This window comes from Mesorhizobium sp. BR1-1-4, from assembly GCF_020165375.1.
In the GTDB taxonomy this organism is placed as follows: Bacteria; Pseudomonadota; Alphaproteobacteria; order Rhizobiales; family Rhizobiaceae; genus Mesorhizobium; species Mesorhizobium australicum.
Map to the genome: position 1 here is coordinate 335,501 of NZ_JAIUIB010000001.1, position 23,878 is coordinate 359,378.

A 23,878-nucleotide genomic window follows, 5' to 3' on the forward strand; every position below is an offset into this window, starting at 1 on the left:
TTACCGCGCCGCGATGGCCGCCGCCGCACCGGCCATCGTCGTGGCGCTGACGCGGTTGGCGATCTTCATGGCGCGCTTGCTCCTGAGGAGCTTGCGCGCCTGCGAGGCGGCGAGCACCCAGGCGAGATCGATGGCGATCAGCACCACCGCCATGGTCGCCGTCAGTTCGACCCAGCCGACGAGACTGACCGAAGCGAGGTCGATGATGGTCGGCAACAGCGCCAGGTAAAACATCATGATCTTGGGATTGCCGAGCGTGACGGCCATGCCGGCGAAAAAAAGCTTGCCGGCCGAATCCTCACGCGGCATCTCGCCCTCCTTGGCGTCGACAGGCGCCGTCCACATCTTCCAGGCGAGATAGGCCAGGTAGAGAACGCCGATCCATTTCACGACGACGAAAGCGAGATGGAAGGTCTGCGCCACCACGGCCAGCCCAAACACCGCCAGCGACAGCCAGATGCCTTCGCCAATCCACATGGCAAGCAGGAACGGAAACACATCGCGAAACCCCTTCGAGATAACGCGCGCGACAAGCGCCGCGATCGATGGGCCAGGCGAACCGGCGGCCACGAACAAGGCGGCGGCGAAAATCAGCAGCGAGGCGAGGTGCATGGCGAGGGTCTCCGCGTCAGGGCTTCACCAACCACAATAACCCAACAGCTGCGTCTCTGGCAAAGGCAAGACAATATGGGCCATGGGCGCCGACCCCTACGGCGTGACTTGCGGAGCCCCTTGCAGCCCCAGCGTCACGCCGCTAGAAGGGCCGCCGCGAAACAATTTCGAGCTTCACTTTGCCCCAGTAACCACCGGTCTCGTCAACTCCCCCGACACACCTGCATGGCGCCGCATCAGCGGTGCCTGTTTGTTTTTTTGATGTGTTCCTCTGGGCGGCGGTTCGAGACCGGTTTGGCACTGCTGAACCGCTGTCGCTCGGCTTACCGCCAGCGACACCTGACGTCACAATCTCCGCAGCCGCCCGCCACGCCGCGCCCGCATGGGCATCTCGATAGCGCCGACCGGATGAACTTCCCAACGGGAAGGACTTACCGGCATGTCATCGGCCCTGCGCGTCCACTGGACGATCGCGCCTGAAATCGCACCACGACCCCTGATCAACTGCAATCGCTGTGGCTTCGTGAAAGCCTACCGCTGCAGCGAGAAATTCCGCGTCAACGCCAACGGCAAGCGCATCGACGTGTGGCTGATCTATCGCTGCGTCGACTGCGACAATTCCTGGAATTTCGGCATTTTCGAGCGCTGCAACCGGCGCGATATCGCGCCGGCACTGCTGGCGGCGCTCGAAAGCAATGATCCGGCACTGGTCCGGAGCCATGCCTTCGACATCGTCGCCCTGCGCAACCAGGTGGGACGCGTCGAAGAGTTCCCTGACGCCGTCGTGCGCAAGCAGGTGATCGGCGGGATTAAGCAAGGCGCGACGGTGCTGGATCTTCGGCTTGGTCTGGAAATACCGGTATCGTTGAGGCTCGACCGGCTGCTTGCCAACGAACTCGGCATCTCGCGGTCGCGCCTTCGGGCGCTGGACGAGCGGAGGCTGCTGACCATCGAGCCGGATGGAGCAAAGGCCCTGCGCAAACCGGTCCGAGAGGGAGCGACAATCCGCATCGATCTCGCCAGCGAGCCCGACCGGCGGACCATCATCTCGGCCGCTGGTGGATGAACGAAAGAGGGCGGAGAACAAGTGCTCCGCCCTCTCAAACTCTCGGAAAGGGAAACTTTACGCCGCGCCGACCGCCTTCGACGACTTCTCGAAACGCTTGCGCTCGTTCGGGTCGAGATAGAGTTTGCGCAGGCGAATGGTCTTCGGCGTCACCTCGACCAGTTCGTCGTCCTGGATCCAGGCCAGCGCGCGCTCCAGCGTCATGCGGATCGGCGGGGTGAGCTTGACCGCCTCGTCCTTGCCGGCGGCGCGGATGTTGGTCAGCTTCTTGCCCTTCAGCACGTTCACTTCGAGATCGTTGTCCCGGCTGTGGATACCGATGATCATGCCCTGATAGACCTTGACGCCGGGATCGATGACCATCGGACCGCGATCTTCAAGGTTCCACATGGCGTAAGCCACCGACTCGCCCTGTTCGTTGGAGATCAGCACGCCGTTGGTGCGGCCAGGCAACTCGCCCTTGTAGGGCTCGTAGGCATGGAACAGCCGGTTCATCACGGCGGTGCCGCGCGTATCGGTCAACAGTTCCGACTGGTAGCCGATCAGGCCGCGCGTCGGCGCATGGAAGACGATGCGCTGGCGGTTGCCGCCCGAGGGACGCAGCTCGACCATTTCGGCCTTGCGTTCCGACATCTTCTGCACGACGACACCGGCATGCTCCTCGTCGACGTCGATGACGACTTCCTCGACCGGCTCCAGCAATTCGCCATTCTCGCCCTTCTGCATGACGACGCGCGGACGCGAGACGGCGATCTCGAAACCTTCGCGGCGCATGGTCTCGATCAGGACGGCGAGCTGCAATTCGCCGCGGCCGGAAACGAAGAACGAATCCTTGTCGGGCGATTCTTCGATTTTCAGCGCGACATTGCCTTCGGCCTCGCGCAGCAGACGGTCACGGATGACGCGACTGGTCACCTTGTCGCCTTCGGTGCCGGCCAACGGGCTGTCGTTGACGAGGAAGGACATGGTCACGGTCGGCGGATCGATAGGCTGTGCATGCAGCGCCTCGGTCACCGCCAGGTCGCAGAACGTGTCGGCGACGGTGCCCTTGGACAGGCCGGCGATGGCGACGATGTCACCCGCCTGCGCTTCTTCGATCGGCTGACGCTCGAGGCCGCGGAAAGCGAGAATCTTTGAAATGCGGCCGGTCTCGATCTGGGTGCCGTCATTGTGCAGCACCTTGACCGCCTGGTTGGACTTCAGCGTGCCGCTCTCGATGCGGCCGGTGATGATGCGGCCGAGGAACGGGTTTGCTTCCAGGATGGTGCCGATCATCCGGAACGGGCCGGGATGAACGGTCGGCGCCGGCACATGCTTGATGACGAGGTCGAACAGCGGCGCAAGCTGCTGGTCCTTCGGGCCTTCCGGATTTTCCGACACCCAGCCGTCGCGGCCCGAACCATAAAGGATCGGGAAGTCGAGCTGCTCGTCGGTGGCGTCGAGCGCGGCGAACAGGTCGAACACCTCGTTGACCACCTCGACATGGCGCGCGTCCGGCCGGTCGATCTTGTTGATGACGACGATCGGTCTCAAGCCGACCTTGAGCGCCTTGCCGACGACGAACTTGGTCTGCGGCATCGGGCCTTCGGCGGCGTCGACCAGCACGATGGCGGAATCCACCATCGACAGGATGCGCTCGACCTCACCACCGAAATCGGCGTGGCCGGGCGTGTCGACGATGTTGATGCGCGTGTCCTTCCAGTCGACCGAGGTCGCCTTGGCCAGGATGGTGATGCCGCGTTCCTTTTCGAGATCGTTGGAATCCATGGCGCGCTCGGCGACGCGCTGGTTGTCGCGGAAGGAGCCGGACTGTTTCAAAAGCTGGTCGACCAGGGTGGTCTTTCCATGGTCGACGTGCGCGATGATCGCGATATTACGGAGGTTCATGATTCTGGTCTCGGAAGCGTTGCAGGCAGCAGGCCAAGGGCGCTGCCTCTTTCGGTTGCGCGGCTCATACAGGGTTTTTCGCAGTTGCGAAAGGGGACGCGCGACACCAAATACTCATCAAATCTTAAGCATCTGCGTGTGAAATGATTTTGTTAACCAAGGCGGGAACCTTTTCAGGGCCCGGACAGTTCGAACGTGATGACCGATAGACTCAACCGATTTTGGCCACTTATCGCGTCCGCCGCCTTTGCGATGCTGCTGGCGGCCAACGCCGCGCAGTCGGCCGCGACGCTGAAGGAAACGCGGCCTGCCCTGCCGACCGATGCGCCTTCCGCGCAACAGGCCTTTGCCGACGCGCCCGACGGCGTCGACCCCGTGGTGACCGGGCCGGTCAGTGCCGCCTTCAAGCAGAGACAGGCGAGCGCCAACTGCGACGCGGCGGTCTGGCCCAACATTCCAATGGTCTGCTACCCCGACTGACCGTTCGCGCCCGTTCTTACACGCTGAGGTGTGTTGAGATTCAGGTCAGGCCGGGCCGAAAATAATGGTTTTCGAGAGTCCGAGCGGAGCGTACATTTTGTACGTGAGCTCCGTTCTACTGCGACGCAGTAGAACGGAGAAGCGCAGGAATCCGCCGTTTGCAGGCCGGCCTCACCTGAATTATCGACGCGCCTCAAGCCGCCTGCGGTTCGGGATCGAAGGCCGGCCGGCTGGTGTTGATCAGGAGCGAAATACAAGCCGCCGCGATCGCCGTCATGCCGGCAATCAGGAACGCCAGTTCGTAGTTGCCCTGCAGTTCGCGCATGGTGCCGCCGAAGGCAGCAGCGGTGGCGGCACCCACCTGATGGCCGGCCACGATCCAGCCGAACACGATCGGCCCGCTGCGGTCGCCGAAGGCTTCGTTGGCGAGCCTTAAAGTCGGCGGCACGGTGGCGATCCAGTCGAGGCCATAGAGCACCGCGAAGATGATCAGGCTGGTTGCCGAGAAGCCGGAATAGGGCAAATAGATCAGCGACAGGCCACGAATGGCATAGTAGACGCCGAGCAGCTTGCGCGGGTCGTAGCGGTCGGTGAGCCAGCCGGACAGCGTGGTGCCGATCAGGTCGAAAATGCCCATCATCGACAACAGGCCGGCGGCCTGCACCTCGCCGATACCCATGTCGCCGCAGAAGGCGATCAAATGCGTGCCGACCAGCCCGTTGGTGGTGAAGCCACAGACGAAGAAAGTGGCGAACAGGTACCAGAAAACCCGCGTGCCGGCGGCGCGGCGCAGCGTGCTGAGCGTATGCGCCAGGAAATTGCCTTGTGATGCGGGCGAAGTCGGCGGCACATCATCCGCCTCGGCCCCATAACGCACCATTCCGATCGAGGCCGGGCGCTCCGGCACCAGCAACCAGACCAGAGGGATCAACGCCGCGGTGGCGATCGCGACAGCGATGACGACAGGCTGCCAGCCGCCTGACTGGGCGAGCGAGGCGATGAGCGGCAGGAAAATCAGCATGCCGGTGGCGCTGGAGGCCGACATCAGCCCCATGACAAGACCGCGATTGGTCTTGAACCAGCGGTTGACGATGGTGGCGCCAAGGACGCTGGCGACAGCGCCGGATCCGATGCCGGAAAAAACGCCCCAGGTGATGAACAGATGCCATGGCTTGGTCATCAGCAGGCTGAGCGTGGTCGAAGCCGACATCACCACCAGCGACGCCAGCAGCGTGCGGCGCAGCCCGATGCGTTCCATGAGCGCCGCGGCGAACGGACCGGTCAGCCCATAGAGCAGGATGCCGACGCCCGCGGCCAGCGAAATGACGTCGCGCCGCCAGCCGAAGCTGTTTTCGAGCGGCAGCATCATGACTGAAGGCGCCGAGCGCAGGCCGGCCGCGATCAGCAGGCAGAGGAAGATGACGCCCACCACCACGAAAGCGTAGCGCTGGCCAAAGGGACGGGATTGAGCTATCATGTTACTGACCGGTACGTTGCAAAGTAGGAGCATGTATACGTACCGATCGGTAACATTGTCAATCGAGTCCCATGATGCCAAGCGACAAAAATATTGAACTGACCATCAGCGACGGTCATGCGTCGGCGCCACCGAAGGCCGCCAAGAAGATCCTCGACGTGGCCTATGACCTGTTCTACCGGCGCGGTATCCGGGCGATCGGCGTCGACGAAATCGTCAAGCGTGCCGGCGTCACCAAGCCAAGCCTCTATCGCAGCTTTCCCTCCAAGGACGAGCTGGCCGCCTCCTACCTCAGGCAATACGATCTTGAATATTGGGAGCGTTTCGACGAGGCCGTCGCCGCCAACCCCGGCGACCCGCGCGCTCAGATCAAGGCTTTCCTGACCCGTATCGGCAAGCGAACGCAAGTGGCGGACTATCGCGGCTGCGGCATGACCAATGCGGCGGTCGAATATCCCGACCACAGCCATCCGGCTCGCGTCGTCAGCGAGGCCAACAAGCAGGAATTGCGCCGCCGCCTGCGCGCCATGGCGGCTGCGATGGGCGCGCAAGACCCCGACACGCTGGGCGACGGGTTGCTGCTGCTTATCGAAGGCGCCTATATCAGCGGCCAACTGTTCGGCCTCGGCGGCCCCGCGCAGTCGGTTGCCCGCAACGCCGACCTGCTGATCGAAGCCAGCTTGAAGAAATAGCGATTGGCGATACGCTGGGACGACCTCCAACTGAGATCTCCGCCATGCGCAGCCTGTTGATCCCGCTCACCTTGGCCGGCCTTTGCCAGGCGGCACAGGCCGGCGACATTTCCAGCACCTACACCGACCTCGACTGGAAGAAGGACTGCGTGACCTATGCGCAGGCCGAGCAGGGCGACGGCGACTGGGCCGACCTCGCCTGCTCCGGCTATCGCGGCTATCCAGTGCTGGTCGGATATGACGACGCCCGCGAATCGCTGTTCTATGGTTTTCCGCCCGGCGGCGACATGACGTCCGCCTGGGAAAGTTTTTCCGCCTTCAATTCGTCCGGAGCCAAGGTCGAGTGGCGCGTCGAAACCAATGGCGACAAAGTCGTGCCGTTCGCGGTCATCCACCGCCGGTCGATCAGCAATGGCGAGGACGAGACCAAGAAGACCGAGGTGCTGCTCGTCGCCAAGGTCGCCCAGATGGACGCCCGTGACGGCTGCACCGTCGGCCTGGTGTTGGCCACCGGTAACCCCGCCGCCAACGACCAGGCGCGCAAGATCGCCGACGAGAAGGCGAAAGGCTTCGCCTGCGGCAAGGACAAGCGCGTGGTGATTGGCGATGTGCCGGCTTTCGGCCGGGTCGATAACTGACCGCTCGAGCTACTTGCTCGCGTTCGCCCGGTCGATCGCGTCCATGATCATCTTCTTGGCGTATTTGGAATCATGCCAGCCCTCGATCTTGACCCATTTGCCGGGTTCCAGATCCTTGTAGTGCTCGAAGAAGTGCTGCACCTGCTGGCGCGTGATGTCGGGCAGCTGCGTGTATTCGGTGACGTTCTCGTAGCGCAGTGTCAGCTTCGGTGACGGCACCGCGATGATCTTTTCGTCCTGGCCGGCATTGTCTTCCATGATCAGCACACCGATCGGCCGCACGTTGATCACGCAGCCCGGCACCAAAGCGCGCGTGTTGCAGATCAGCACGTCAATCGGGTCGCCGTCGCCCGACAGCGTGTGCGGCACGAAACCGTAATTGCCGGGGTAGCGCATCGAGGTGTGCAGGAAGCGGTCGACGAACAGCGTGCCGGCCTCCTTGTCCATCTCGTACTTGATCGGCTCGCCGCCGATCGGCACCTCGATGATGACATTGACGTCCTCAGGCGGATTCTTTCCGGTGGCTATAGCTTCGATGCGCATGTCTTTTGTCCCTCTCTCGGTCGGCAGGAGATAGCGGGCGGCGCAAAATGGTGCAATGCGGCGAATGGTGCTTACAGGCGTCCGGCGAGACGCGATGGCGGTCGACCCGTTCAATCATCGGCACAAGATGTTTCAAGGTCGTGATGTGCGTGAGCCCGGGACCACACCTTCCGCGATTATCCCCAGGCGGTCACTCCCAGACGAAGGCGACCTTCTTCAGCGCCTTCTGCTCGAAAATCTCGACCCCCTCGGCGATGTCGCGGCCGCCGGCCCCGGCATAGAAGGCAAGTGCGTTCTGATTGTCTTCCAGCGCCCACACCACCATGCCTTTCAGCCCATGGTCGGCGAGACGTGCCCTGGCCGCCGAAAACAGCCGCCTGCCGAGCCCGATGCCCTGATATTCCGGGCGCAGGTACAATTCGTAGATCTCGCCCTGCTGCTTGAGTTCCTTGGCGCGGTTCTTGCCGACCGTCGCGTAGCCGGCGATCGTGCCGCCGATCTCGACGACCAGGACGGTGGCGGCGCGGCGGATGGCGTTGGCCCACCAGTCGCTTCCCCGACGGTTGATCATAGATGTCAGCGTGCGGTGCGGAATGATTCCGCTATACGCGCCGCGCCAAGCCTCGAGGTGCACTTCGGCGATGGCGCCGGCATCGCGCGGGTCTGCCTTCCGAATGTCGATCGTCAGCGTATTCATGATTTGTTAACCATAAACCCGCATCGCCCGATTGCAAGAGTCCCGGCGGCCGATGGTCCGCTTTCGCACAGACGATCATGACACTGCCGACATTGGCCAAAGCCTGCCTGAAAACGCGCTCAGCCGAGGCGGATGGCGTGGCTTTCGAGTACCGAAACCCAGCGGACTTCTAGGTCCGTGGGCATCGGAAGCGCAGAAAGCCGCGTCAGGCGTCCGGCTGAGTATGCAGGTAGGTCTTTTCAGATTTCGACCAGATGGTCGTCGAGCTCGTTGGTATCGCCCGAAGTAACCGGAAAGTGCTCGGCCAGCACGGCCCCGACCCGCTCGATCGCCTTGACGAAACCGTCCGCAAGCCGATCGTCGCCGGCATGCGCGGTCAGATCGCGCACCACGCCGTCCCAGACATGCTGGCCGACCTTGGCGTCGATGCCCGAATCGGCGACCACTTCGGCGTAGCGCTCGGCGATCGAGACGAAGATCAGCACGCCGGTGCGCGCCGTGGTGCGGTGGACGTTGCGGGCGAGGAACTGCTTGACCGCATTGGCGTGCGCGGCCTGATAGCGCAGCCGACGCGGCACCATATGGATGCGCAGGCCGGGCAGCGTCCACAACAGGGCCAGCACGCAGGCCATGGCCAGCAGCTCAGCTATGACGAAATGTGGCAGGCGGATGGTGAGCCACCAGGCCTCCAGCCCATAGGCGACCGCGAGACTGACGACCAGCATGCCGAGGGTCGCCATCAAGGCTGCGGGAGCGAAGTAGCCGTCGCTGGCATGCGCCACGACGCAGTAGATCTCGCCGTCGGTTTGCGCTTCGGCGGCGCGGATCGCAGCGGCGATGCGCTCATGATCCTGCGGGCTGATCGGTCGTGTCGCCATGATCTTGTCTCACCAGCTTCCTGAAGAACCGCCACCGCCGGACGAGCCGCCGCCACCGGAAAACCCGCCGCCACTGCTTGATCCCGACGACCAGCCACTGCCGGAACCACCCGAGGACCAGTCGCCGCCCGACGACCTTGTCGTCCAGCCGCTGGTTCCAGATGATCCGCCCGCACCCTGGCCATAACGAAACGTCATGCCCAGCCATCGATACACGCCCGGCGACAGCTTTGTGCCGAACATCGGCGGCAGGAAGGCCATTGCCAGGCCACCGAAGAACATCGTCGCCCACAGGATCAGGAACACCGCGACGACCGGATCCATGGGGGTGCTGCTGTCGGCGGGATTGCGCCGGCCGCGCGCCTCCAACTCCTCCGGATCGCCGTTCAGCACCATGATCATGTCGTCGACGGCCTTGGAGATGCCGCCCGGGAAATCGCCGGCGCGGAAGGCCGGCACCATGTCGTTCTCGATGATCAACTTGGTGTGCAGGTCGGTCAGCGTGCCTTCCAGCCCATAGCCGACTTCGATGCGCATCTTGCGGTCGTTTGGCGCGACCAAAAGCAGGACACCGTTATTCTCCTTGGCCTGGCCGAGCTTCCAGAAGCGGAACAGCCGGTTGGCGTAGGGCTCGATCTCCTCGCCGCCGAGGCTGGGAATGGTGGCGACGACGATCTGGTCGGAGCCCTTGGTTTCGAAGTCCGCCAGCTTCTGCGTCAGCGCGGCACGTGTGCCGGCATCGATGATGCCGGCATTGTCGACCACGCGGCCGGTGAGAGCCGGAAGGTCGGCGGCCACGGCGGCGATCGAGGCAAGCAGCAGAGACGCCAGGATGATTAAGGCCAGGCGCAGCCGCGAAGCGCATTGGCCGGGCATTGAAGGGACGGCAGCTCTGGCCATGGCCTTACCAGCCTCCCGAGGAGCCGCCGCCGCCGGACGAACCGCCGCCGCCCGAAAAACCGCCACCGGAGGACCCTCCGCCGGAGGACCAACCGCCGCCGCCGGACGACCAGCCGCCGGACGATGATCGCCGGTGCGGCTCGAAGGTCATGCCGAGCCAGCGATAGCGTCCGGGCCCGAGTTTCTGGCCGAAGATCGGCGGCAGGACCGAGGCCGCGATGCTGCCGAAGAAAATGATCGCCCAGATGCCGATAAAAATGGCGAAGAACAGGTCGTCGGAATTGAATGGTGCCTGCTCGTTGCGCTTGCCGCGCGCTTCCAGTTCTTCCGGATTGCCCTCCAGCACCATGATCATGTCGTCGACGGCCTTGGAGATGCCGCCCGGGAAATCGCCGGCGCGGAAGGCCGGCACCATGTCGTTCTCGATGATCAGCTTGGTGTGCAGGTCGGTCAGCGTGCCTTCCAACCCGTACCCGACCTCGATGCGCATCTTGCGGTCGTTTGGCGCGACCAAAAGCAGGACGCCGTTGTTCTCCTTGGCCTGGCCGAGCTTCCAGAAGCGGAACAGCCGGTTGGCGTAGGGCTCGATCTCCTCGCCGCCGAGGCTGGGAATGGTGGCGACGACGATCTGGTCCGAGCCCTTGGTCTCGAAGTCGGCGAGTTTTTGGGTCAGCGCCGCACGTGTGCCGGCATCGATGATGCCGGCATTGTCGACGACGCGGCCGGTCAGCGCCGGAAGATCGGCGGCGAAGGCGGCGAACGGGAGAAAGAGGATGCCGGCAAGAAGGCCAAGAAAGGAAAGGTGGGCGTTCCGTAGCGCCCCCCTTGAGGAGGAGATGTCCGGCAGGACAGAGGGGAGTGTTTGCACGCCGGCGGTCCGTCTTTTCGGGAATTCGTTCCGAGGACAGTCGCCGTTCACCCGCCCTGCTTCGTGCCGAAATCGACCTTCGGCGGCTGCATCTTGTCTTCGTCGACGGTGAAGTTGGCGAAGGGCTCGTTGCCGCGGAACCAGAATGTCGCCCACAGTACCGACGGGAAGGTCTTCAGCGTCAAATTGTAGTCCCTGACCGCCTGGATGTAGTCGCGCCGCGCCACCGCGATGCGGTTCTCCGTGCCTTCGAGCTGCGCCTGCAGCGCCAGGAAATTCTGGTTGGCCTTGAGGTCGGGATAGGCTTCCGACACCGCGATCAGCCGCGACAGCGCGCTGGTCAGCCCGGCCTGGGCATCCTGAAACTTCTTGAGGGCTTCCGGATCCTTCAGCGTTTCGGGCGTCACCGTGATCTGCGTCGCCTTGGCGCGCGCTTGGACAACCGCGTCGAGCGTGTCCTTTTCATGCGAGGCATAGCCCTTGACCGTCTCGACCAGATTGGGAATGAGGTCGGCGCGGCGCTGATACTGGTTCAACACCTCGCTCCATGCCGCCCTGGCGTTTTCTTCCGCCGTCGGGATCGTGTTGTAGCCGCAGCCGGCAAGCAGCGGCAGCACGATTGCCATCATCAGGAAGGCGGGCAACGTGCGAAATGTCGATGGTCGAGCAAGGCGCTGGGCAAGCATGAAGGGATCCCTCGATAGAAGTTGCATCCGAAGCATTACCACAATCGGCGCGCAAGAAAACGGCCTCGGCCTCTGAAGCAGGCTCGGCATGAATTGTGCCCGCGCAAGGCCCTGTGATTGGCCCGGTGAACGCGATAAGGTTCGATCAGAACGGGATATCATCATGGCGAAACGCCAGGACAGCGACAGCGAATCGCGCCGTATCCTCCAGCGCGTCGCGCAGGAGACCGATCCGGCCGGCAATTCTTTCGTGGCACGGACGACGAAAGGCATGCGCGACCACGTCTCCGCGGCCGATGCCGATCGCACGGATCCGATCGAAGTCTGGGGTACGCGTGTTGGCAGGATACTCGGCCTGCTTCTGGCGCTGGGCCTGATGGTCTGGCTCGTGCTTTTCCTCACCCGGGGCAGCTAGGAATCAAGAGACAATGAGCGCCGAAAAAGCCGACGCGCCGCGCGCGGTCATCGTCATATCCAGCCATGTCGCCCGCGGCTCCGTCGGCAACCGCGCGGCCGTCTTCGCGCTGGAGACACTGGGCTTTCCGGTCTGGGCCGTACCTACGGTCACCCTGCCCTGGCATCCCGGCCATGGCCGCGCGACCCGCATCGTGCCGCCGCTCGACCAGTTCAAGGCGCTGATGGCCGATCTGGAGCGCGCGCCGTGGCTGGGTGAGGTCGGGGCCGTGCTGTCGGGTTATCTCGGCGAGGCCGGCCAGGCCGAGGCGGTCGCCTCGCTGGTCGCCGCGGTCAAGGCGAGGACGCCCGATGCCGTCTATATCTGCGATCCGGTGATGGGTGATTCCGGCGGCCTCTACGTGCCCGAGCCCACCGCCGCCGCGATGCGCGACCGGCTGATGCCGATCGCCGACATCGCCACGCCCAACCGCTATGAGCTGGAATGGATGGCCGGCGCGCCGCTGCCCGACCTGAAATCGGTGATCTCGGCCGCACTCCACGCCGGACCGTCGACCATGCTGGTCACCTCGGCTCCGTCGATGATGTCAGGCGGCACCGGCAATCTGCTGCTTGACGGCACCCAGGCACTGCTGGCCGAACACCGCCTGATCGACAAGCCGCCGAACGGCCTTGGCGACTTGACGGCAGCGGTCTACCTGGCGCGCATCCTGTCCGGCCAGCCGGCGATCAAGGCGCTGCAGTCGACGACGGCGGCGGTCTACGAAATCCTGGCGCGCACCGCAAAACGCGGCGGCGACGAACTGCAGCTCGAAACCGACGCGCAGAGCCTGTCGCACCCGATGGCCATGGTCCAGCTTCGCCACCTCACGCATCCGGGGCGGGATCGCCGGGCGTGACCCCGGCCAAGGTCGTGCTCGTCGGCGCCGATGGCTGCAAGGCCGGCTGGATCGCCGTGCGGAGCGAACCCGGTTCGACACGTCGTGACCCAGATACGGCGCCTTCGGTCGATGTCTTCCCTTCGTTCGCCGCCCTGCTGGCGGCGATCCCCGATGACGCGATCGTCGCCGTCGACATGCCGATCGGTCTACCGGAATTTTCGCAAAAGGGCGGACGCGGGCCGGAAGCGCTGGTGCGGCCGCTGCTTGGCGCTCGCCAGTCCAGCGTCTTCTCGATTCCGTCCCGTGCCGCGCTCTATGCCGACACCAGCGGCTTCACCACGATCGAAGCCTGGTACGCGGCGCATATCAGGGCAAGCGAAGCGGCCAAGGCCACATCCAACCCGCCGCGCGGCGTTTCCATCCAGGCCTTCGGCATCTTTTCGAAAATCCGCGAGATCGACACATTGCTGATCGCGCGGCCCGAACTGCGCGGCCGCATCTTCGAATCGCATCCGGAAGTCGCCTTCTGTCGCCTGAACGGCGATCAGGCCATGCGGTTGCCGAAGAAGATCAAGGGCAGCGTCAATCTGGCCGGCATGGCGGAGCGCAAGGCGCTGCTTTGCCGGCACGGCTATGACATGGATTTCCTCGACCAGCTGCCGCCACGTGGTGCGGCCGCCGACGATTTCCTCGATGCGGCGGCCATGATGCTGATTGCCGGCCGCATCGCCAGCGGCGACGCGAAGCCGTTTCCCGACCCGCCTCGCGCTGACGGTTTTGGCATACCGGTCGCCATTTGGGCGTGACAATGTCGGCGGGCGTCCCGCTCTGGCGCATGGCATTTATAGCTAGCCCCTACAATTCTGCATTGCTCGTAACGGGTTTTTGCCGTTAGAGGCTTTCCTCGACCGCAACGAGCTGCCGCCTCCAACCCGGAAAGGCCTTAGCCGCCCATGCCTCATCTTCCCGAACACCTCCTCGCCGGCTACCGCAATTTCATGAACGGCCGCTACCTCACCGAGAGCGGCCGCTATCGCGAGCTCGCCCGCGAAGGCCAGGCGCCCGAGACCATGATCGTCGCCTGTTGCGACTCGCGATCCGCGCCCGAGGCGATCTTCGACGCCGGCCCCGGCGAACTCTTCGTCTTGCGCAATGTCGGCAATCTGGTGCCGCCTTACGAGCCGGATGGCGAGTTCCATTCAACCTCGGCCGCGCTCGAATTCGCGGTGCAGAGCCTCAAGGTCAAGAATATCGTGGTCATGGGCCACGGCCGCTGCGGCGGCATCCGGGCCGCGCTCGACACCAACTCCGCGCCGCTCTCTCCCGGCGACTTCATCGGCAAGTGGATGAGCCTGATCGCGCCGGCCGCCGAGACGGTGTCGGCCAGCACCTTCATGACGGCGACGGAACGCCAGACGGCCCTGGAGCGCATCTCGATCCGCTACTCCCTCGCCAATCTCAGGACCTTTCCCTGCGTCTCGATCCTCGAGGGCAAGGGGCGGCTGTCATTGCACGGAGCCTGGTTCGACATTTCGACCGGCGAGCTCTGGGTGATGAACAAGGAGACCGGCGATTTCGAGCGGCCGGTGCTGGAATGAAGGGTAGGGCGCGCCAGGCGATGAGCGTCCGGCCGGTCGTTTTCTCGGCGGCCGCGCTGATGATAGCGATCGTTGCCGCTCGCGCCGATGACCGCGCCATCATAAGCCGCTGGTATTCGGCGCTGCTGGTCGCCGATCGCACCGAGCTGGCGGACCTGCTCGCCGACGACGTCCGCATCAAGCTCGACGACCTCGGCGTTGTCCAGAGCAAGCAGGAATTCATCGCCTCGCTCGACGAATGGAAAGGTGCGGTTGCGGGAGCTGCGATCCGCCACCGCATCGAGAAGACCGAAGGTGGGGTCACCACCGTGATCGCCTGCTACGACTTCCCCGACAATGACATGCTGATGCAGGAGACCTTCGCGGTGAGCGACAACCGCATCACCGCCAGTTCGCAGGCGGCAATCGCTGAAAACTGCGAGGGCTACTGAGCGGAGCGGCCAACTGGCATATTGCGGGCCCGCGGACCGCGCCCTACATCGGTGACACCCTCCTTCCTGACGCCAGCGAAAGACCCTCCATGCCCTCTCCGAAAGCCGTCGATCTCGCCGCCCATCCGTTGACCGCGTGGCGAGGGCCGCTCGGCCTGCCCGATTTCGCCCATATCGGCGACGGTGATTTTTCTCCCGTCTTCGACGCCGCGCTGAAGGCGCATGAGGCCGAGATCGACGCGATATCAAGCAACAAGGATACGCCGAGCGTCGAGAACACGCTTGCCGCGCTTGAACTCGGCGGCGAGGCGCTGGATCATGTCTCGTCGATCTTCTGGTGCCGCGCCGGCGCCCACACCAACGAGACCATCCAGGCCCTGGAGCGTGATATTTCGCCGAAGATGTCGCGGCACTTCTCGGCCATCTCTATGAACGAGAAGCTGTTTGCCCGCATCGACGATCTCTACCGGCGCCGCGAGAGCCTTGACCTCGATCCCGAGACGCTGCGCGTCCTGGAGAAGACCTGGAAAGGCTTCGTCCGTTCCGGCGCCAAGCTCGACGCGGACGGCAAGACGCGGCTGGCCAAAATCAACGAGGAGCTGTCGTCGCTCGGCACGACTTTCGGTCAGAACGTGCTGGCCGACGAGCGCGACTGGGCACTGTTCCTCGACGAGGCCGATCTCGCCGGCCTGCCGGATTTCGTGAAAAGCTCGATGGCCGAGGCCGCCGAGATGCGCGGCCAGAAGGGCCGCTACGCCGTCACCCTGTCGCGCTCGATCTATGAGCCCTTCACGACCTTCTCCGAACGCCGAGACCTGCGCGAGATCGCCTATCGTGCCTTCACCATGCGCGGCCAGAACGGCGGTGCGTCCGACAACACGTCCGTGGTGCGCGACATGCTGAAGCTGCGCGCCGAAAAGGCGAAGCTGCTCGGCTACGCCTCCTTCGCCGCGCTGAAGCTCGACGACACCATGGCCAAGACACCGAAGGCGGTGCATGCGCTGCTCGACCCGGTTTGGGAAAGGGCACTGGAAAAAGCCGCCGCCGACCAGAAAGAGCTGGAGCGTCTGGCGGCCGAGGCCGGCAGCAACGAAAAATTCGCCGCCTGGGACTGGCGCTTCTACCAGGAGAAGCTGCGCGCCGAGAAGTTCGCTTTCGACGAAGCGGAGCTGAAACCCTATCTGCAGCTCGACCGCGTCATTGACGCCTGCTTCGACGTCGCGACACGGTTGTTCGGCATCACGTTCGAAGAGAAGAAAGGCATCGCCGCCTGGCATCCGGACGCGCGCGTCTTCGTGGTCAAAAATGCCGACGGCAGTGAGCGCGGCCTGTTCCTCGCCGACTATTTCGCGCGGCCGTCAAAACGCTCCGGCGCCTGGATGAGCGCACTGAAGTCCGGTTACAAGCTTGGCCAGGGCTCGAAGCCGGTGATCTACAACATCATGAACTTCGCCAAGCCGCCAGCGGGCGAACCGGCCCTGCTGTCGGTCGACGAAGCGAAGACCTTGTTCCACGAATTCGGCCATGCGCTGCATGGCATGCTGACCGACGTCACCTGGCCGTCGGTGTCAGGCACCTCGGTCAGCCGCGACTTTGTCGAACTGCCCTCGCAGCTCTACGAGCACTGGCTGACGGTGCCGGCGGTTCTGGAAAAGCACGCGCTGCATGTCAAGACCGGCAAGCCGATGCCGAAGGCGCTGCTCGACAAGATGCTGGCCACGCGCACCTTCGGCGCCGGCTTCGCCACCGTCGAGTTCACCGCCTCTGCCTTGATGGACATGGCCTACCATGCACGGCCAGAGGCGCCGGAAGAGCCGCTTCGTTTCGAGGCCGAAACGCTTGCGACGCTGCATATGCCGGATACGATCGCCATGCGCCATCGCACCCCGCATTTTGGCCATGTCTTCGCCGGCGAGGGCTATTCGGCCGGCTACTATTCCTACATGTGGTCGGAGGTGCTGGACGCCGATGCTTTCGCCGCCTTCGAGGAAACCGGAGACCCGTTCAACCCGGCGCTGGCCGAGCGGCTGAGGAAGAACATCTACGCCGCCGGCGGCTCGAAGGATCCGGAAGAGCTCTACACGGCGTTTCGCGGCAAAATGCCGTCGCCGGAAGCGATGATGGTCAAGCGCGGATTGGTGTAGGCAATCGCCGAAGTCGGCGCCGACGTTAACCTCGTTATCCTTGGCTGCCGACCCAAGGATCCCTTACCCTTGGCCACACCGGCCGCGTCAGCTTGGTGTAATTCGTCGTCGCCGGATTGCTGGGATAGGAACTCGGCGCCGCGACATAGATGATCTCGGCGGCGATCGGCTCGAAGCCGGCGTAAAAATGGTTTGTCGACTTGATCAGCAATATGTCCTTCGACAGCGGATCGATGCCGATGTTGGAGAAGACATCCGGCTCGAAGGTCTGGGTGCGGTTGGTGTTCAGGATCACATCGACTTCGGTGCCCTCGATGCGCACCACCGCTGATGGTCCCAATGTCACCCGGCTCGGGCCAAAACTCTGCCAGCCCTCGGCAACCGCTTTCAGTACCTTGACGCGTGCATCGATCGGTTCGCCGGCCTGCGGGCCGGCTTTGCCGCCGAAACGCAGGTCGATGACGGCACCCTCGCCGGCAGCCTGGCAGAAAGTCACCGCGATCGGATCCCAGATCGTCGCCACGCCGAACTTGTCCAGGCCCCGCGCCAGCATCTGGCGCAGCACGAAGGTGCCGTCGCCGGGAACGCCGCCGCCGGGATTGTCCCAGATATCGGCAATGACCACCGGCTTGCCCGGTCTTTCCTTGCGCACGGCCAGCGCCCGATCGATGCCGTCGGCCGTACTCAGCATCGTCATCGCGGTCGTTTCGCGCATGGCATAGAGCTCGCGTCCAAGCCGCTCCGCCAGCGCATCGCCCTTGGCCTTGTCATTGTCGGTAACGACAAGGATGCGCGTGCCCATTTCGGGCACGTCGGCGGCCATGAAGCCGTGGATGACCGAGACAGACAGCACGCCGTCCTTGCCGTGCAGCGCCTTGATGCGGTCGACGAAGGAGCGCATCGGTTCGCGGCTGGTCGGCAGCACCTGGATCATGCGGCAGTCGAAAGTTGAGATGACCGGCTTGATCTCGCCGCGCGCCGCGGCCAGGCCAAGCGCGACCACATGTTCGCCGCGCTCGTAGAAATCGGTGTGCGGGAATTCGAGAAAATAGGCCATGATGTCGGACGCCGCCACGCGCTTCGGCGTCAGATGGCTGTGCGGATCGAACTCGCAGGCAATCACCACGCTTGGCCCGACAATGCCACGCACGCGCTCCAGCAGGTCGCCCTCGCAGTCGTCATAGCCTTGCGCCACCATGGCACCGTGCAGGCCCAGAATGACGGCATCGACCGGCAAGGCGGCCTTGAGCTGGCCGAGGATTTCGTCGCGGAGCGCCTCATAGGTCTGCCGCTGCACGAGGCCGCCGGGCTCTGCCCAGGTGGCGGTGCCTTCGATCACGGTCAGGCCTTCGGCGGCCGCGCGGCGGCGCAGCGCCACCATCGGCGAGGAGCACAGGGTCGGCGTTTCCGGATGCTTGCCCGGCCCGGCATAGAACGCCATCTCGAAAGAGGCCCGGTCGGTTGGCACCGGCGAGAAGGTGTTGGTTTCCGTCGCCAGCGAGGCGGTGAAGATACGCATGAAAACTCCGTGGACTTCTTGTTTTCGCAATTCCGGACGGATAACCGCTGGGCACTTTTCCTGGAATTGCTGGGATTGCTATTTGACAGCCCCGAGCGCCAAGCCCCGGACAAGATAGCGCTGCAGCCAGATGAACAGGATCGCCACCGGCAGCGTCGCCAGCAGCGTCGCCGCCATGACATGGTGCCATTCGATCGTGTACCGCCCGGCAACCAGCGAGAACACCTGGATCGGCAGCGTATAGCTCTCCTGGCTGCGCAGCATGGTGAGCGCCACGACGAATTCGTTCCAGGCATTGATGAAGGTGAAGATCGCCGTCACCGCGATCGCCGGCAGGCAGAGCGGCAGGAACACTTTTCGCAGCGTCAGCCAGCGGCCGGCGCCTTCCATCCAGGCGGCTTCCTCGAGATCGCGCGGAATGGTGTCGAAATAGCTCTGCAGCATCCACACGGTGAAGGCGACGTTGAAGGCCATGTAGATGAAGCCGAGCGCGGTGGTCGATTCGACCAGTCCCCAGGCAGCCATCAGCCGGAACAGGCCGAGCACCAGCACGATCGGCGAGATCATCTGTGAGATCAGCAGGAACTGGCGGAACGCTCCATATCCGGCAAAGCGGAAGCGCGACATGGCATAGGCCGCCGGGACGGAGATGAGGATGGCGCCAACGGTGGCGATGACAGACACGTAGAGCGAATTGGCCAGCGCCCGGCCGAAGCCGGTCGCCACCCACATGTCGGCAAAATTCGACCACCGGAACTCGCTCGGCCACCAGGTCGGCGTCAGCACTTCGGTACGCGGCTTGACCGCAGTCAGGAACATCACCGCGAAGGGAAAGATCGTCACCACGATCAAGGGCGCCAGCAGCAGCCAGGCGATGATGGTGCGCTTCAGCTTGGCCTTCATGCGCGTTGCTCCCGCATGGCAAGGCGCACATAGATCATGGTGAAGATCAGCAATATGGCGAACATCACCAGCGAGACCGCCGACGCCTCGCCGAGTTTGCCGATACGGAATGCCAGCTTGTAGAGGTGGGTGACCAGTATGTCGGTCGAGTTGGCCGGCCCGCCCTGCGTCATCACCCAGATGATCGGGAACGAGTTGAAGACGTAGATGGTGTTGAGCACGATGGCGATGTTGATGAAGGGTTTCAGGAGCGGAAAGGTGATCTCGCGGAACTGCTGCAGCGGCGTTGCCCCTTCGAGCGCCGCCGCCTCGTAGAGATCGTCCGGGATCGACGACAGGCCGCCGAGAAAGATCGTCGTGGTGAACGGCACCGTCACCAATATGCCGATCAGCACCTGCATCGGAAACGCCGTCTCGGCGCTCGCAAGCCACTGGATGTTGTGGTCGATCAGGCCAAGTCCGATCAGCGCCGAATTCAGCATGCCGCTTTCACCGCTCAGCGCCCAGCGCCAGACCACGGCCGTCATGGTCAGCGACACTGCCCATGGCAGCATGATGATGACGCGGGCAAGGCCACGGCCATAGAAATCGGTGTTGAGGATCATCGCCACCGGGACCGAGAGGAGCAGCGCGCCGCCGACCACCAGCACCGTCCACAGCCCCGTGCGCCAGAGCGCGGCGACGAAGTCGGGATCGGCGGCCAGTGCGGCGAAATTGACAAGACCGCTGAACTCGCGCAGCTGACCAAAGCGATTGACGTCATGCGTGGCGATCTGGATCAGGTCCCAGACCGGCCAGAAGATGACCACCGCCGCCAGGAACAGACTGGGCAAGGTCAGGAGGTAGGGCAGGAAGCGATTTTGCATCGGCTGATTTTACACCGCGTTGCGAGGCATCAGTAGCACTGGTTGGCCAGTTGACCTGTTCTTCCCAGGCGCTCGGTTTCGAACTCTTCCCCGGCGTCGGCGCCGCCCCTCACCTGCCTGCCGGCATCCTCTCCCGTATAGAGACGGGGAGAGGGGCGCTTTCATCACCGCTTTCGCCAGTCACCAGCGTCCAGAAAGGGCTCCGAGATGCCGGCCGCCCTTTCTCCCCGTCTCTATACGGGGAGAAATGCCCGGCAGGGCAATGAGGGGCGGCGCTGACGTCGACAATTCGTCCAAAGTGGTTGCTTGTCAGTCTTCGTTATTTACGTGGAGCGCAGCCAAATGTCTGTTTGGAATGTGGCGCGCCCCACCTGAGTCGGGGGCGCGCCACGGGCGCAGGGAGATACGCCCTATTTGTGGGGCGCGGCCCCTACTTCTTCAGCACTGCGTTGGCCTTCGCCGCCGCTTCCTTCAAGCCTGCCTCGGGATCGCCGCCGAGATAGATCTTCTGCATGGCATCCGACGTGATCTGGGCAACTTCTTCCCAGCCTGGGATGACCGGCGCGAAACGGGCATCCGGCAGCAGGGCGGTAAAGGCGGCCAGGTCGGCGTTGTTGACGTAATAGTCCATCTTGGCCTCTTCCTTGTTCACCGGCAGGAAGCCTTCGCCCTGCGTGAACTTGGCGCGCTGTTCCGTGGTGAACAGGAAGTCCATCAGCTTCCAGGCCTCGTCCTTGTTCTTGGAGTTCTTGAACATGATCATGGAGTCTGTGACGCCATAGGTGCCGCGCGCACCGGTCGGACCGGCCGGAATGGCGGCAACGCCATATTTGAGGCTCGGCGCCTCGTCCTTGATCTGGTTGGACAGGAAGGGCGCCGTGATCATCATGCCGACCTTGCCCTGCTTGAACAGGTTCTGCACGTCCTCGCGATTGTTGGAGGTGACGCCGGGCTCCGTCAGCCCCTCGTCGATCATCGACTTGTAGAGCTTGGCCGCTTCGAGCGCGCCCGGCGTGCTCAGGCCCGACGTGCCGTCCTTGTTGAGGATCTCGGTGCCCTGCGACCACATCGCGTAGTAGTAATAGACGTCGGTCTCGATCTCCTTGCCCTGAAGGCCGAAACCGAAGGCACCCTGCGCCTTGATCTTGCGAGCATCCTCCTGCAATTCGGTCCAGGTTGCCGGTGGCTTGGCGATGCCGGCCTTCTCGAACAGCTCCTTGTTGTAATACATGGCGCGCGCCGAGGCGGCGATCGGCAGGCCGTAGGTCTTGCCGCCCATGATCGAGGGCGACAGGAAGGTGTCGATGAAGCGACCCTTGAATTCGGGCGTGATGTAGCTGTCGAGCGGCTCGGCGACGTCCTGCTGGACGAAGTCGATCAGCCAGCGCGTGCCTATGATGGAGAGATCGGCGTTGGTGCCGGCGGTGATGTCGGTGGTCAGCTTCTGCAAGAGCACATCCCACGGCACCACCTCGAACTTGACCGTGATGCCAGGGTTCTTCGCCTCGAATTCCTTCTTGACCTGCTCGAAATACGGACCGGTCTTGGCGCTGTATTCGGCGACGGTAACCCGCACTTCGCCGGCCTCTGCCTGCGCCGCGAAGGCCAGAATGCCCATTCCGGCCATCAGGCCGGCAGTCCATTTCGCAAGGTTCATCCGATCTCTCCCATTTGTTTCGCGCATTCGCGCTCCTTGAGCCGGTGCCGGCACAAGATTTATGTGACTTTCCTACATTATCGATGAATTCGCCGCGCGCAAGCGGATTAATATGTTGCTTAATTACATCCTGTTCTTTAGCCTCTCCGGCATCTGCCTGACCTGCGGGAGGAGCAAGCGCCGTGGTTTCGAGAGCCGAATTCGAAGGCAGGACCGCCGTCGTCACCGGCGCCGGTGGCGGCCTTGGCTCGGCGATCGTCACACTGCTGGCCGGCAGGGGCGCGCGGGTGGTCGGCTGCGACCAATCAGAGGAGGCGCTGGCGAGCCCGCACCTTGCCTCGCGCCATGTCTTCGACCTTCTCGACCGGGCTTCCATCGAGGCGGGGATCGCCGCCGTTCTCGATCGGGACGGCGTGCCAGATATCCTGGTCAACAATGCCGGCTGGACGCGCGCCGAAACGCTCGATGCGCTGACGGCGGACACGATCGAACATGAGCTCGACCTCAACCTGACCGGTGTGATGACTTTCGCCGACCCGCTGGTTAAGGCGATGGCTGCACGCGGTTCGGGCAGCGTCGTCTTCATTTCTTCCGTCAACGCCATCGCGCATTTCGGCAATCCGGCCTACGCCGCCGCCAAGGCCGGCATCAACGCCTATGCCAAGTCGATCGCCGTCGAGCTCGGCCGTAGCGGCGTGCGCGCCAATGTCGTCTGCCCCGGATCGATTCGCACCGCCGCCTGGGACCATCGCCTTGCCAAGAACCCTGACATAATCGGCAAGCTGCAGCGGCTCTATCCGCTCGGCCGCATCGTCAACGCCTCGGAAGTCGCCGAAGCGGTGGCTTTCCTTGCCTCGGACCGCGCCTCGGGCGTAACAGGCGTGGTGATGCCCGTGGATGCGGGACTGACCGCCGGCTGCCTGCCGTTCATCGACGACATACTGGGAGCGTGACCATGACCGACGTCGAGTTTCGCAACCTCTCGAAATCCTTCGGCCAGCACAAGATCCTCGAGGAGATCAGCCTCGACATCAAGAGCGGCGAGTTCGTCGTGCTCGTCGGCCCGTCCGGCTGCGGCAAGTCGACCTTGCTGCGCATGCTGGCGGGCCTGGAGACCATCAGTTCCGGTGACCTCCTGATCGGTGGCACGCGCGCCAACGACCTGCCGCCACAGCAGCGCAACATCGCCATGGTGTTCCAATCCTACGCGCTGTTCCCGCACCTGAAGGCTTCCGACAATATCGGCTTCGGTCCGAAAATCCGGGGCGAGAGCCGCGCCGCCATCGACCAGAAGGTCAAGAAGGCGTCCGGCGTCCTCAACCTGTTCTCCTATCTCGACCGGTATCCCCGCCAGCTCTCGGGCGGCCAGCGCCAGCGTGTCGCCATGGGCCGCGCCATCGTTCGCGAACCCTCGGTGTTCCTGTTCGACGAGCCGCTCAGCAATCTCGACGCGCAGTTGCGCGTGCAGATGCGCACCGAGATCAAGGCACTGCACCAGCGGTTGAAATCCACCATAGTTTACGTCACCCACGACCAGATCGAGGCCATGACCATGGCCGACCGCATCGTCGTGATGGACCGCGGCAGGATTCAGCAGGTCGGGCCGCCGCTGGAGCTCTATGACAGGCCGGCCAACAAGTTCGTCGCCGGCTTCCTAGGCTCGCCGTCCATGAGTTTTGTATCCGGGGCACTGAAGACGACGCCCGGGACGACCTGGTTCGAGTCGGTCGGCGGCGGCCGGCTTGCCCTTGCCGGCGACCCGGTGCCGGCAGGCAGTGCCGTTGAGGCGGGGATCCGGCCGGAGCATTTCATCGTCGGTGAAGCCACCGACGCCATGACGCTCAAGGTTGACGTGGTCGAGCCGACCGGCTCCGAAACCCATGTCTACGGCGCCATTGGCACCGATACGGTGCGCGCCGTGTTCCGCGACCGGGTGCCGGTGCGGCCAGGCGACCTGCTGCCGGTCTCGGTCGACCCCGGCAACATCCATCTGTTCGACACGGCGACGGGCCTGCCGCTGAGATGACGACGGAAACGCGGA

At 63.8% G+C, this 23,878-nt stretch carries 25 protein-coding genes; 12 read left to right on the forward strand and 13 right to left on the reverse strand.

What is annotated here, in order from left to right; all coding sequences use genetic code 11:
- Positions 1-612: a LysE family translocator gene (locus LB571_RS01650; RefSeq protein ID WP_015315138.1), complete on the reverse strand. Its 612-nt coding sequence runs from the start codon at positions 610-612 to the stop codon at positions 1-3.
- Positions 613-1,051: 439 nt separating this feature from the next.
- Here LB571_RS01650 and LB571_RS01655 point away from each other — a divergent pair, with 439 nt between their 5' ends.
- A complete protein-coding gene (locus tag LB571_RS01655) occupies positions 1,052-1,678 on the forward strand; it encodes a DUF1062 domain-containing protein (RefSeq protein ID WP_224591824.1) in 627 nt (208 codons plus the stop codon).
- Between the two features lie 57 nt (positions 1,679-1,735).
- Here LB571_RS01655 and typA read toward each other — a convergent pair whose 3' ends face one another.
- Positions 1,736-3,565: a translational GTPase TypA gene (gene typA, locus LB571_RS01660; protein ID WP_015315136.1), complete on the reverse strand. Its 1,830-nt coding sequence runs from the start codon at positions 3,563-3,565 to the stop codon at positions 1,736-1,738.
- 198 nt (positions 3,566-3,763) lie between these two features.
- Between typA and LB571_RS01665 the strand changes: the two genes are divergently transcribed.
- On the forward strand, positions 3,764-4,045 hold the full coding sequence (locus tag LB571_RS01665) for a hypothetical protein (protein ID WP_140712377.1): 282 nt from the start codon (positions 3,764-3,766) through the stop codon (positions 4,043-4,045).
- Between the two features lie 193 nt (positions 4,046-4,238).
- Here the strand turns inward: LB571_RS01665 and LB571_RS01670 are convergent, their stop codons facing one another.
- Complete coding sequence (locus LB571_RS01670; protein ID WP_224591829.1) at positions 4,239-5,522, reverse strand: MFS transporter; 1,284 nt, start codon at positions 5,520-5,522, stop codon at positions 4,239-4,241.
- Positions 5,523-5,596: 74 nt separating this feature from the next.
- Between LB571_RS01670 and LB571_RS01675 the strand changes: the two genes are divergently transcribed.
- Together LB571_RS01675 and LB571_RS01680 are read left to right on the forward strand one after the other, a co-directional pair.
- The gene (locus LB571_RS01675) at positions 5,597-6,214 is read left to right on the forward strand and encodes a TetR/AcrR family transcriptional regulator (protein ID WP_015315134.1); all 618 of its coding nucleotides are present in this window, start codon (positions 5,597-5,599) and stop codon (positions 6,212-6,214) included.
- A 44-nt stretch (positions 6,215-6,258) separates the two neighbouring features.
- Complete coding sequence (locus LB571_RS01680) at positions 6,259-6,852, forward strand: hypothetical protein (RefSeq protein WP_224591831.1); 594 nt, start codon at positions 6,259-6,261, stop codon at positions 6,850-6,852.
- Positions 6,853-6,861: 9 nt separating this feature from the next.
- Here the strand turns inward: LB571_RS01680 and ppa are convergent, their stop codons facing one another.
- The 6 genes from ppa to LB571_RS01710 form a co-directional block, all read right to left on the reverse strand.
- Entirely contained in the window at positions 6,862-7,395 is a 534-nt protein-coding gene (ppa, locus tag LB571_RS01685) for an inorganic diphosphatase (RefSeq protein ID WP_140822719.1), read from the reverse strand.
- A gap of 190 nt (positions 7,396-7,585) precedes the next feature.
- The gene (locus LB571_RS01690; RefSeq protein WP_224591834.1) at positions 7,586-8,092 is read right to left on the reverse strand and encodes a GNAT family N-acetyltransferase; all 507 of its coding nucleotides are present in this window, start codon (positions 8,090-8,092) and stop codon (positions 7,586-7,588) included.
- 239 nt (positions 8,093-8,331) lie between these two features.
- Positions 8,332-8,970: a TPM domain-containing protein gene (locus LB571_RS01695; RefSeq protein ID WP_224591837.1), complete on the reverse strand. Its 639-nt coding sequence runs from the start codon at positions 8,968-8,970 to the stop codon at positions 8,332-8,334.
- A gap of 9 nt (positions 8,971-8,979) precedes the next feature.
- Positions 8,980-9,870, reverse strand: coding sequence for a TPM domain-containing protein (locus LB571_RS01700; RefSeq protein ID WP_224591839.1), 891 nt, complete (start codon positions 9,868-9,870; stop codon positions 8,980-8,982).
- A gap of 4 nt (positions 9,871-9,874) precedes the next feature.
- Positions 9,875-10,708 (reverse strand): TPM domain-containing protein, encoded by an 834-nt coding sequence (locus LB571_RS01705; RefSeq protein ID WP_411908826.1) that lies wholly within the window; start codon positions 10,706-10,708, stop codon positions 9,875-9,877.
- Between the two features lie 77 nt (positions 10,709-10,785).
- Positions 10,786-11,424: a LemA family protein gene (locus LB571_RS01710; RefSeq protein WP_015315127.1), complete on the reverse strand. Its 639-nt coding sequence runs from the start codon at positions 11,422-11,424 to the stop codon at positions 10,786-10,788.
- 163 nt (positions 11,425-11,587) lie between these two features.
- Between LB571_RS01710 and LB571_RS01715 the strand changes: the two genes are divergently transcribed.
- The 6 genes from LB571_RS01715 (at position 11,588) to LB571_RS01740 (ending at position 16,892) form a co-directional block, all read left to right on the forward strand.
- Positions 11,588-11,839 (forward strand): hypothetical protein, encoded by a 252-nt coding sequence (locus tag LB571_RS01715; RefSeq protein WP_015315126.1) that lies wholly within the window; start codon positions 11,588-11,590, stop codon positions 11,837-11,839.
- 13 nt (positions 11,840-11,852) lie between these two features.
- Positions 11,853-12,737: a pyridoxal kinase PdxY gene (gene pdxY, locus LB571_RS01720; protein WP_015315125.1), complete on the forward strand. Its 885-nt coding sequence runs from the start codon at positions 11,853-11,855 to the stop codon at positions 12,735-12,737.
- Positions 12,734-13,525 (forward strand): DUF429 domain-containing protein, encoded by a 792-nt coding sequence (locus tag LB571_RS01725; RefSeq protein WP_140822725.1) that lies wholly within the window; start codon positions 12,734-12,736, stop codon positions 13,523-13,525. Before pdxY ends, LB571_RS01725 begins: the two co-directional genes overlap by 4 nt.
- Before the next feature lie 147 nt (positions 13,526-13,672).
- Positions 13,673-14,317: a carbonic anhydrase gene (locus LB571_RS01730; RefSeq protein ID WP_140616544.1), complete on the forward strand. Its 645-nt coding sequence runs from the start codon at positions 13,673-13,675 to the stop codon at positions 14,315-14,317.
- Positions 14,314-14,748, forward strand: coding sequence for a nuclear transport factor 2 family protein (locus LB571_RS01735; RefSeq protein ID WP_140712363.1), 435 nt, complete (start codon positions 14,314-14,316; stop codon positions 14,746-14,748). Before LB571_RS01730 ends, LB571_RS01735 begins: the two co-directional genes overlap by 4 nt.
- 89 nt (positions 14,749-14,837) lie before the next feature.
- Entirely contained in the window at positions 14,838-16,892 is a 2,055-nt protein-coding gene (locus LB571_RS01740; RefSeq protein WP_224591842.1) for a M3 family metallopeptidase, read from the forward strand.
- Positions 16,893-16,926: 34 nt separating this feature from the next.
- Here the strand turns inward: LB571_RS01740 and LB571_RS01745 are convergent, their stop codons facing one another.
- The 4 genes from LB571_RS01745 to LB571_RS01760 form a co-directional block, all read right to left on the reverse strand.
- The gene (locus LB571_RS01745) at positions 16,927-18,411 is read right to left on the reverse strand and encodes a M81 family metallopeptidase (protein ID WP_224591846.1); all 1,485 of its coding nucleotides are present in this window, start codon (positions 18,409-18,411) and stop codon (positions 16,927-16,929) included.
- A 78-nt stretch (positions 18,412-18,489) separates the two neighbouring features.
- Positions 18,490-19,314: a carbohydrate ABC transporter permease gene (locus LB571_RS01750; RefSeq protein WP_015315119.1), complete on the reverse strand. Its 825-nt coding sequence runs from the start codon at positions 19,312-19,314 to the stop codon at positions 18,490-18,492.
- Entirely contained in the window at positions 19,311-20,180 is an 870-nt protein-coding gene (locus LB571_RS01755) for a carbohydrate ABC transporter permease (RefSeq protein ID WP_224591849.1), read from the reverse strand. The genes LB571_RS01750 and LB571_RS01755 overlap by 4 nt, the downstream gene beginning before the upstream one ends.
- 430 nt (positions 20,181-20,610) lie before the next feature.
- Entirely contained in the window at positions 20,611-21,837 is a 1,227-nt protein-coding gene (locus LB571_RS01760) for an ABC transporter substrate-binding protein (RefSeq protein ID WP_140662496.1), read from the reverse strand.
- A 182-nt stretch (positions 21,838-22,019) separates the two neighbouring features.
- On the opposite strand from LB571_RS01760, the gene LB571_RS01765 reads away from it, so the two are divergent.
- A complete protein-coding gene (locus LB571_RS01765; protein WP_140874646.1) occupies positions 22,020-22,790 on the forward strand; it encodes an SDR family NAD(P)-dependent oxidoreductase in 771 nt (256 codons plus the stop codon).
- Positions 22,791-22,792: 2 nt separating this feature from the next.
- Entirely contained in the window at positions 22,793-23,863 is a 1,071-nt protein-coding gene (locus LB571_RS01770) for an ABC transporter ATP-binding protein (RefSeq protein WP_140616538.1), read from the forward strand.
- The last annotated feature ends 15 nt before the right edge of the window (positions 23,864-23,878 follow it).

Coding starts and splice junctions, on each gene's coding strand:
- typA (WP_015315136.1), bottom strand. CDS start 3,565: ATGAACCTCCGTAATATCGCGATCATCGCGCACGTCGACCATGGAAAG.
- LB571_RS01735 (WP_140712363.1), top strand. CDS start 14,314: ATGAAGGGTAGGGCGCGCCAGGCGATGAGCGTCCGGCCGGTCGTTTTC.
- LB571_RS01675 (WP_015315134.1), top strand. CDS start 5,597: ATGCCAAGCGACAAAAATATTGAACTGACCATCAGCGACGGTCATGCG.
- LB571_RS01680 (WP_224591831.1), top strand. CDS start 6,259: ATGCGCAGCCTGTTGATCCCGCTCACCTTGGCCGGCCTTTGCCAGGCG.
- LB571_RS01650 (WP_015315138.1), bottom strand. CDS start 612: ATGCACCTCGCCTCGCTGCTGATTTTCGCCGCCGCCTTGTTCGTGGCC.
- ppa (WP_140822719.1), bottom strand. CDS start 7,395: ATGCGCATCGAAGCTATAGCCACCGGAAAGAATCCGCCTGAGGACGTC.
- LB571_RS01750 (WP_015315119.1), bottom strand. CDS start 19,314: ATGAAGGCCAAGCTGAAGCGCACCATCATCGCCTGGCTGCTGCTGGCG.
- LB571_RS01740 (WP_224591842.1), top strand. CDS start 14,838: ATGCCCTCTCCGAAAGCCGTCGATCTCGCCGCCCATCCGTTGACCGCG.
- LB571_RS01745 (WP_224591846.1), bottom strand. CDS start 18,411: ATGCGTATCTTCACCGCCTCGCTGGCGACGGAAACCAACACCTTCTCG.
- LB571_RS01715 (WP_015315126.1), top strand. CDS start 11,588: ATGGCGAAACGCCAGGACAGCGACAGCGAATCGCGCCGTATCCTCCAG.
- LB571_RS01730 (WP_140616544.1), top strand. CDS start 13,673: ATGCCTCATCTTCCCGAACACCTCCTCGCCGGCTACCGCAATTTCATG.
- LB571_RS01665 (WP_140712377.1), top strand. CDS start 3,764: ATGACCGATAGACTCAACCGATTTTGGCCACTTATCGCGTCCGCCGCC.
- LB571_RS01690 (WP_224591834.1), bottom strand. CDS start 8,092: ATGAATACGCTGACGATCGACATTCGGAAGGCAGACCCGCGCGATGCC.
- LB571_RS01695 (WP_224591837.1), bottom strand. CDS start 8,970: ATGGCGACACGACCGATCAGCCCGCAGGATCATGAGCGCATCGCCGCT.
- pdxY (WP_015315125.1), top strand. CDS start 11,853: ATGAGCGCCGAAAAAGCCGACGCGCCGCGCGCGGTCATCGTCATATCC.
- LB571_RS01710 (WP_015315127.1), bottom strand. CDS start 11,424: ATGCTTGCCCAGCGCCTTGCTCGACCATCGACATTTCGCACGTTGCCC.
- LB571_RS01760 (WP_140662496.1), bottom strand. CDS start 21,837: ATGAACCTTGCGAAATGGACTGCCGGCCTGATGGCCGGAATGGGCATT.
- LB571_RS01770 (WP_140616538.1), top strand. CDS start 22,793: ATGACCGACGTCGAGTTTCGCAACCTCTCGAAATCCTTCGGCCAGCAC.
- LB571_RS01655 (WP_224591824.1), top strand. CDS start 1,052: ATGTCATCGGCCCTGCGCGTCCACTGGACGATCGCGCCTGAAATCGCA.
- LB571_RS01670 (WP_224591829.1), bottom strand. CDS start 5,522: ATGATAGCTCAATCCCGTCCCTTTGGCCAGCGCTACGCTTTCGTGGTG.
- LB571_RS01755 (WP_224591849.1), bottom strand. CDS start 20,180: ATGCAAAATCGCTTCCTGCCCTACCTCCTGACCTTGCCCAGTCTGTTC.
- LB571_RS01700 (WP_224591839.1), bottom strand. CDS start 9,870: ATGGCCAGAGCTGCCGTCCCTTCAATGCCCGGCCAATGCGCTTCGCGG.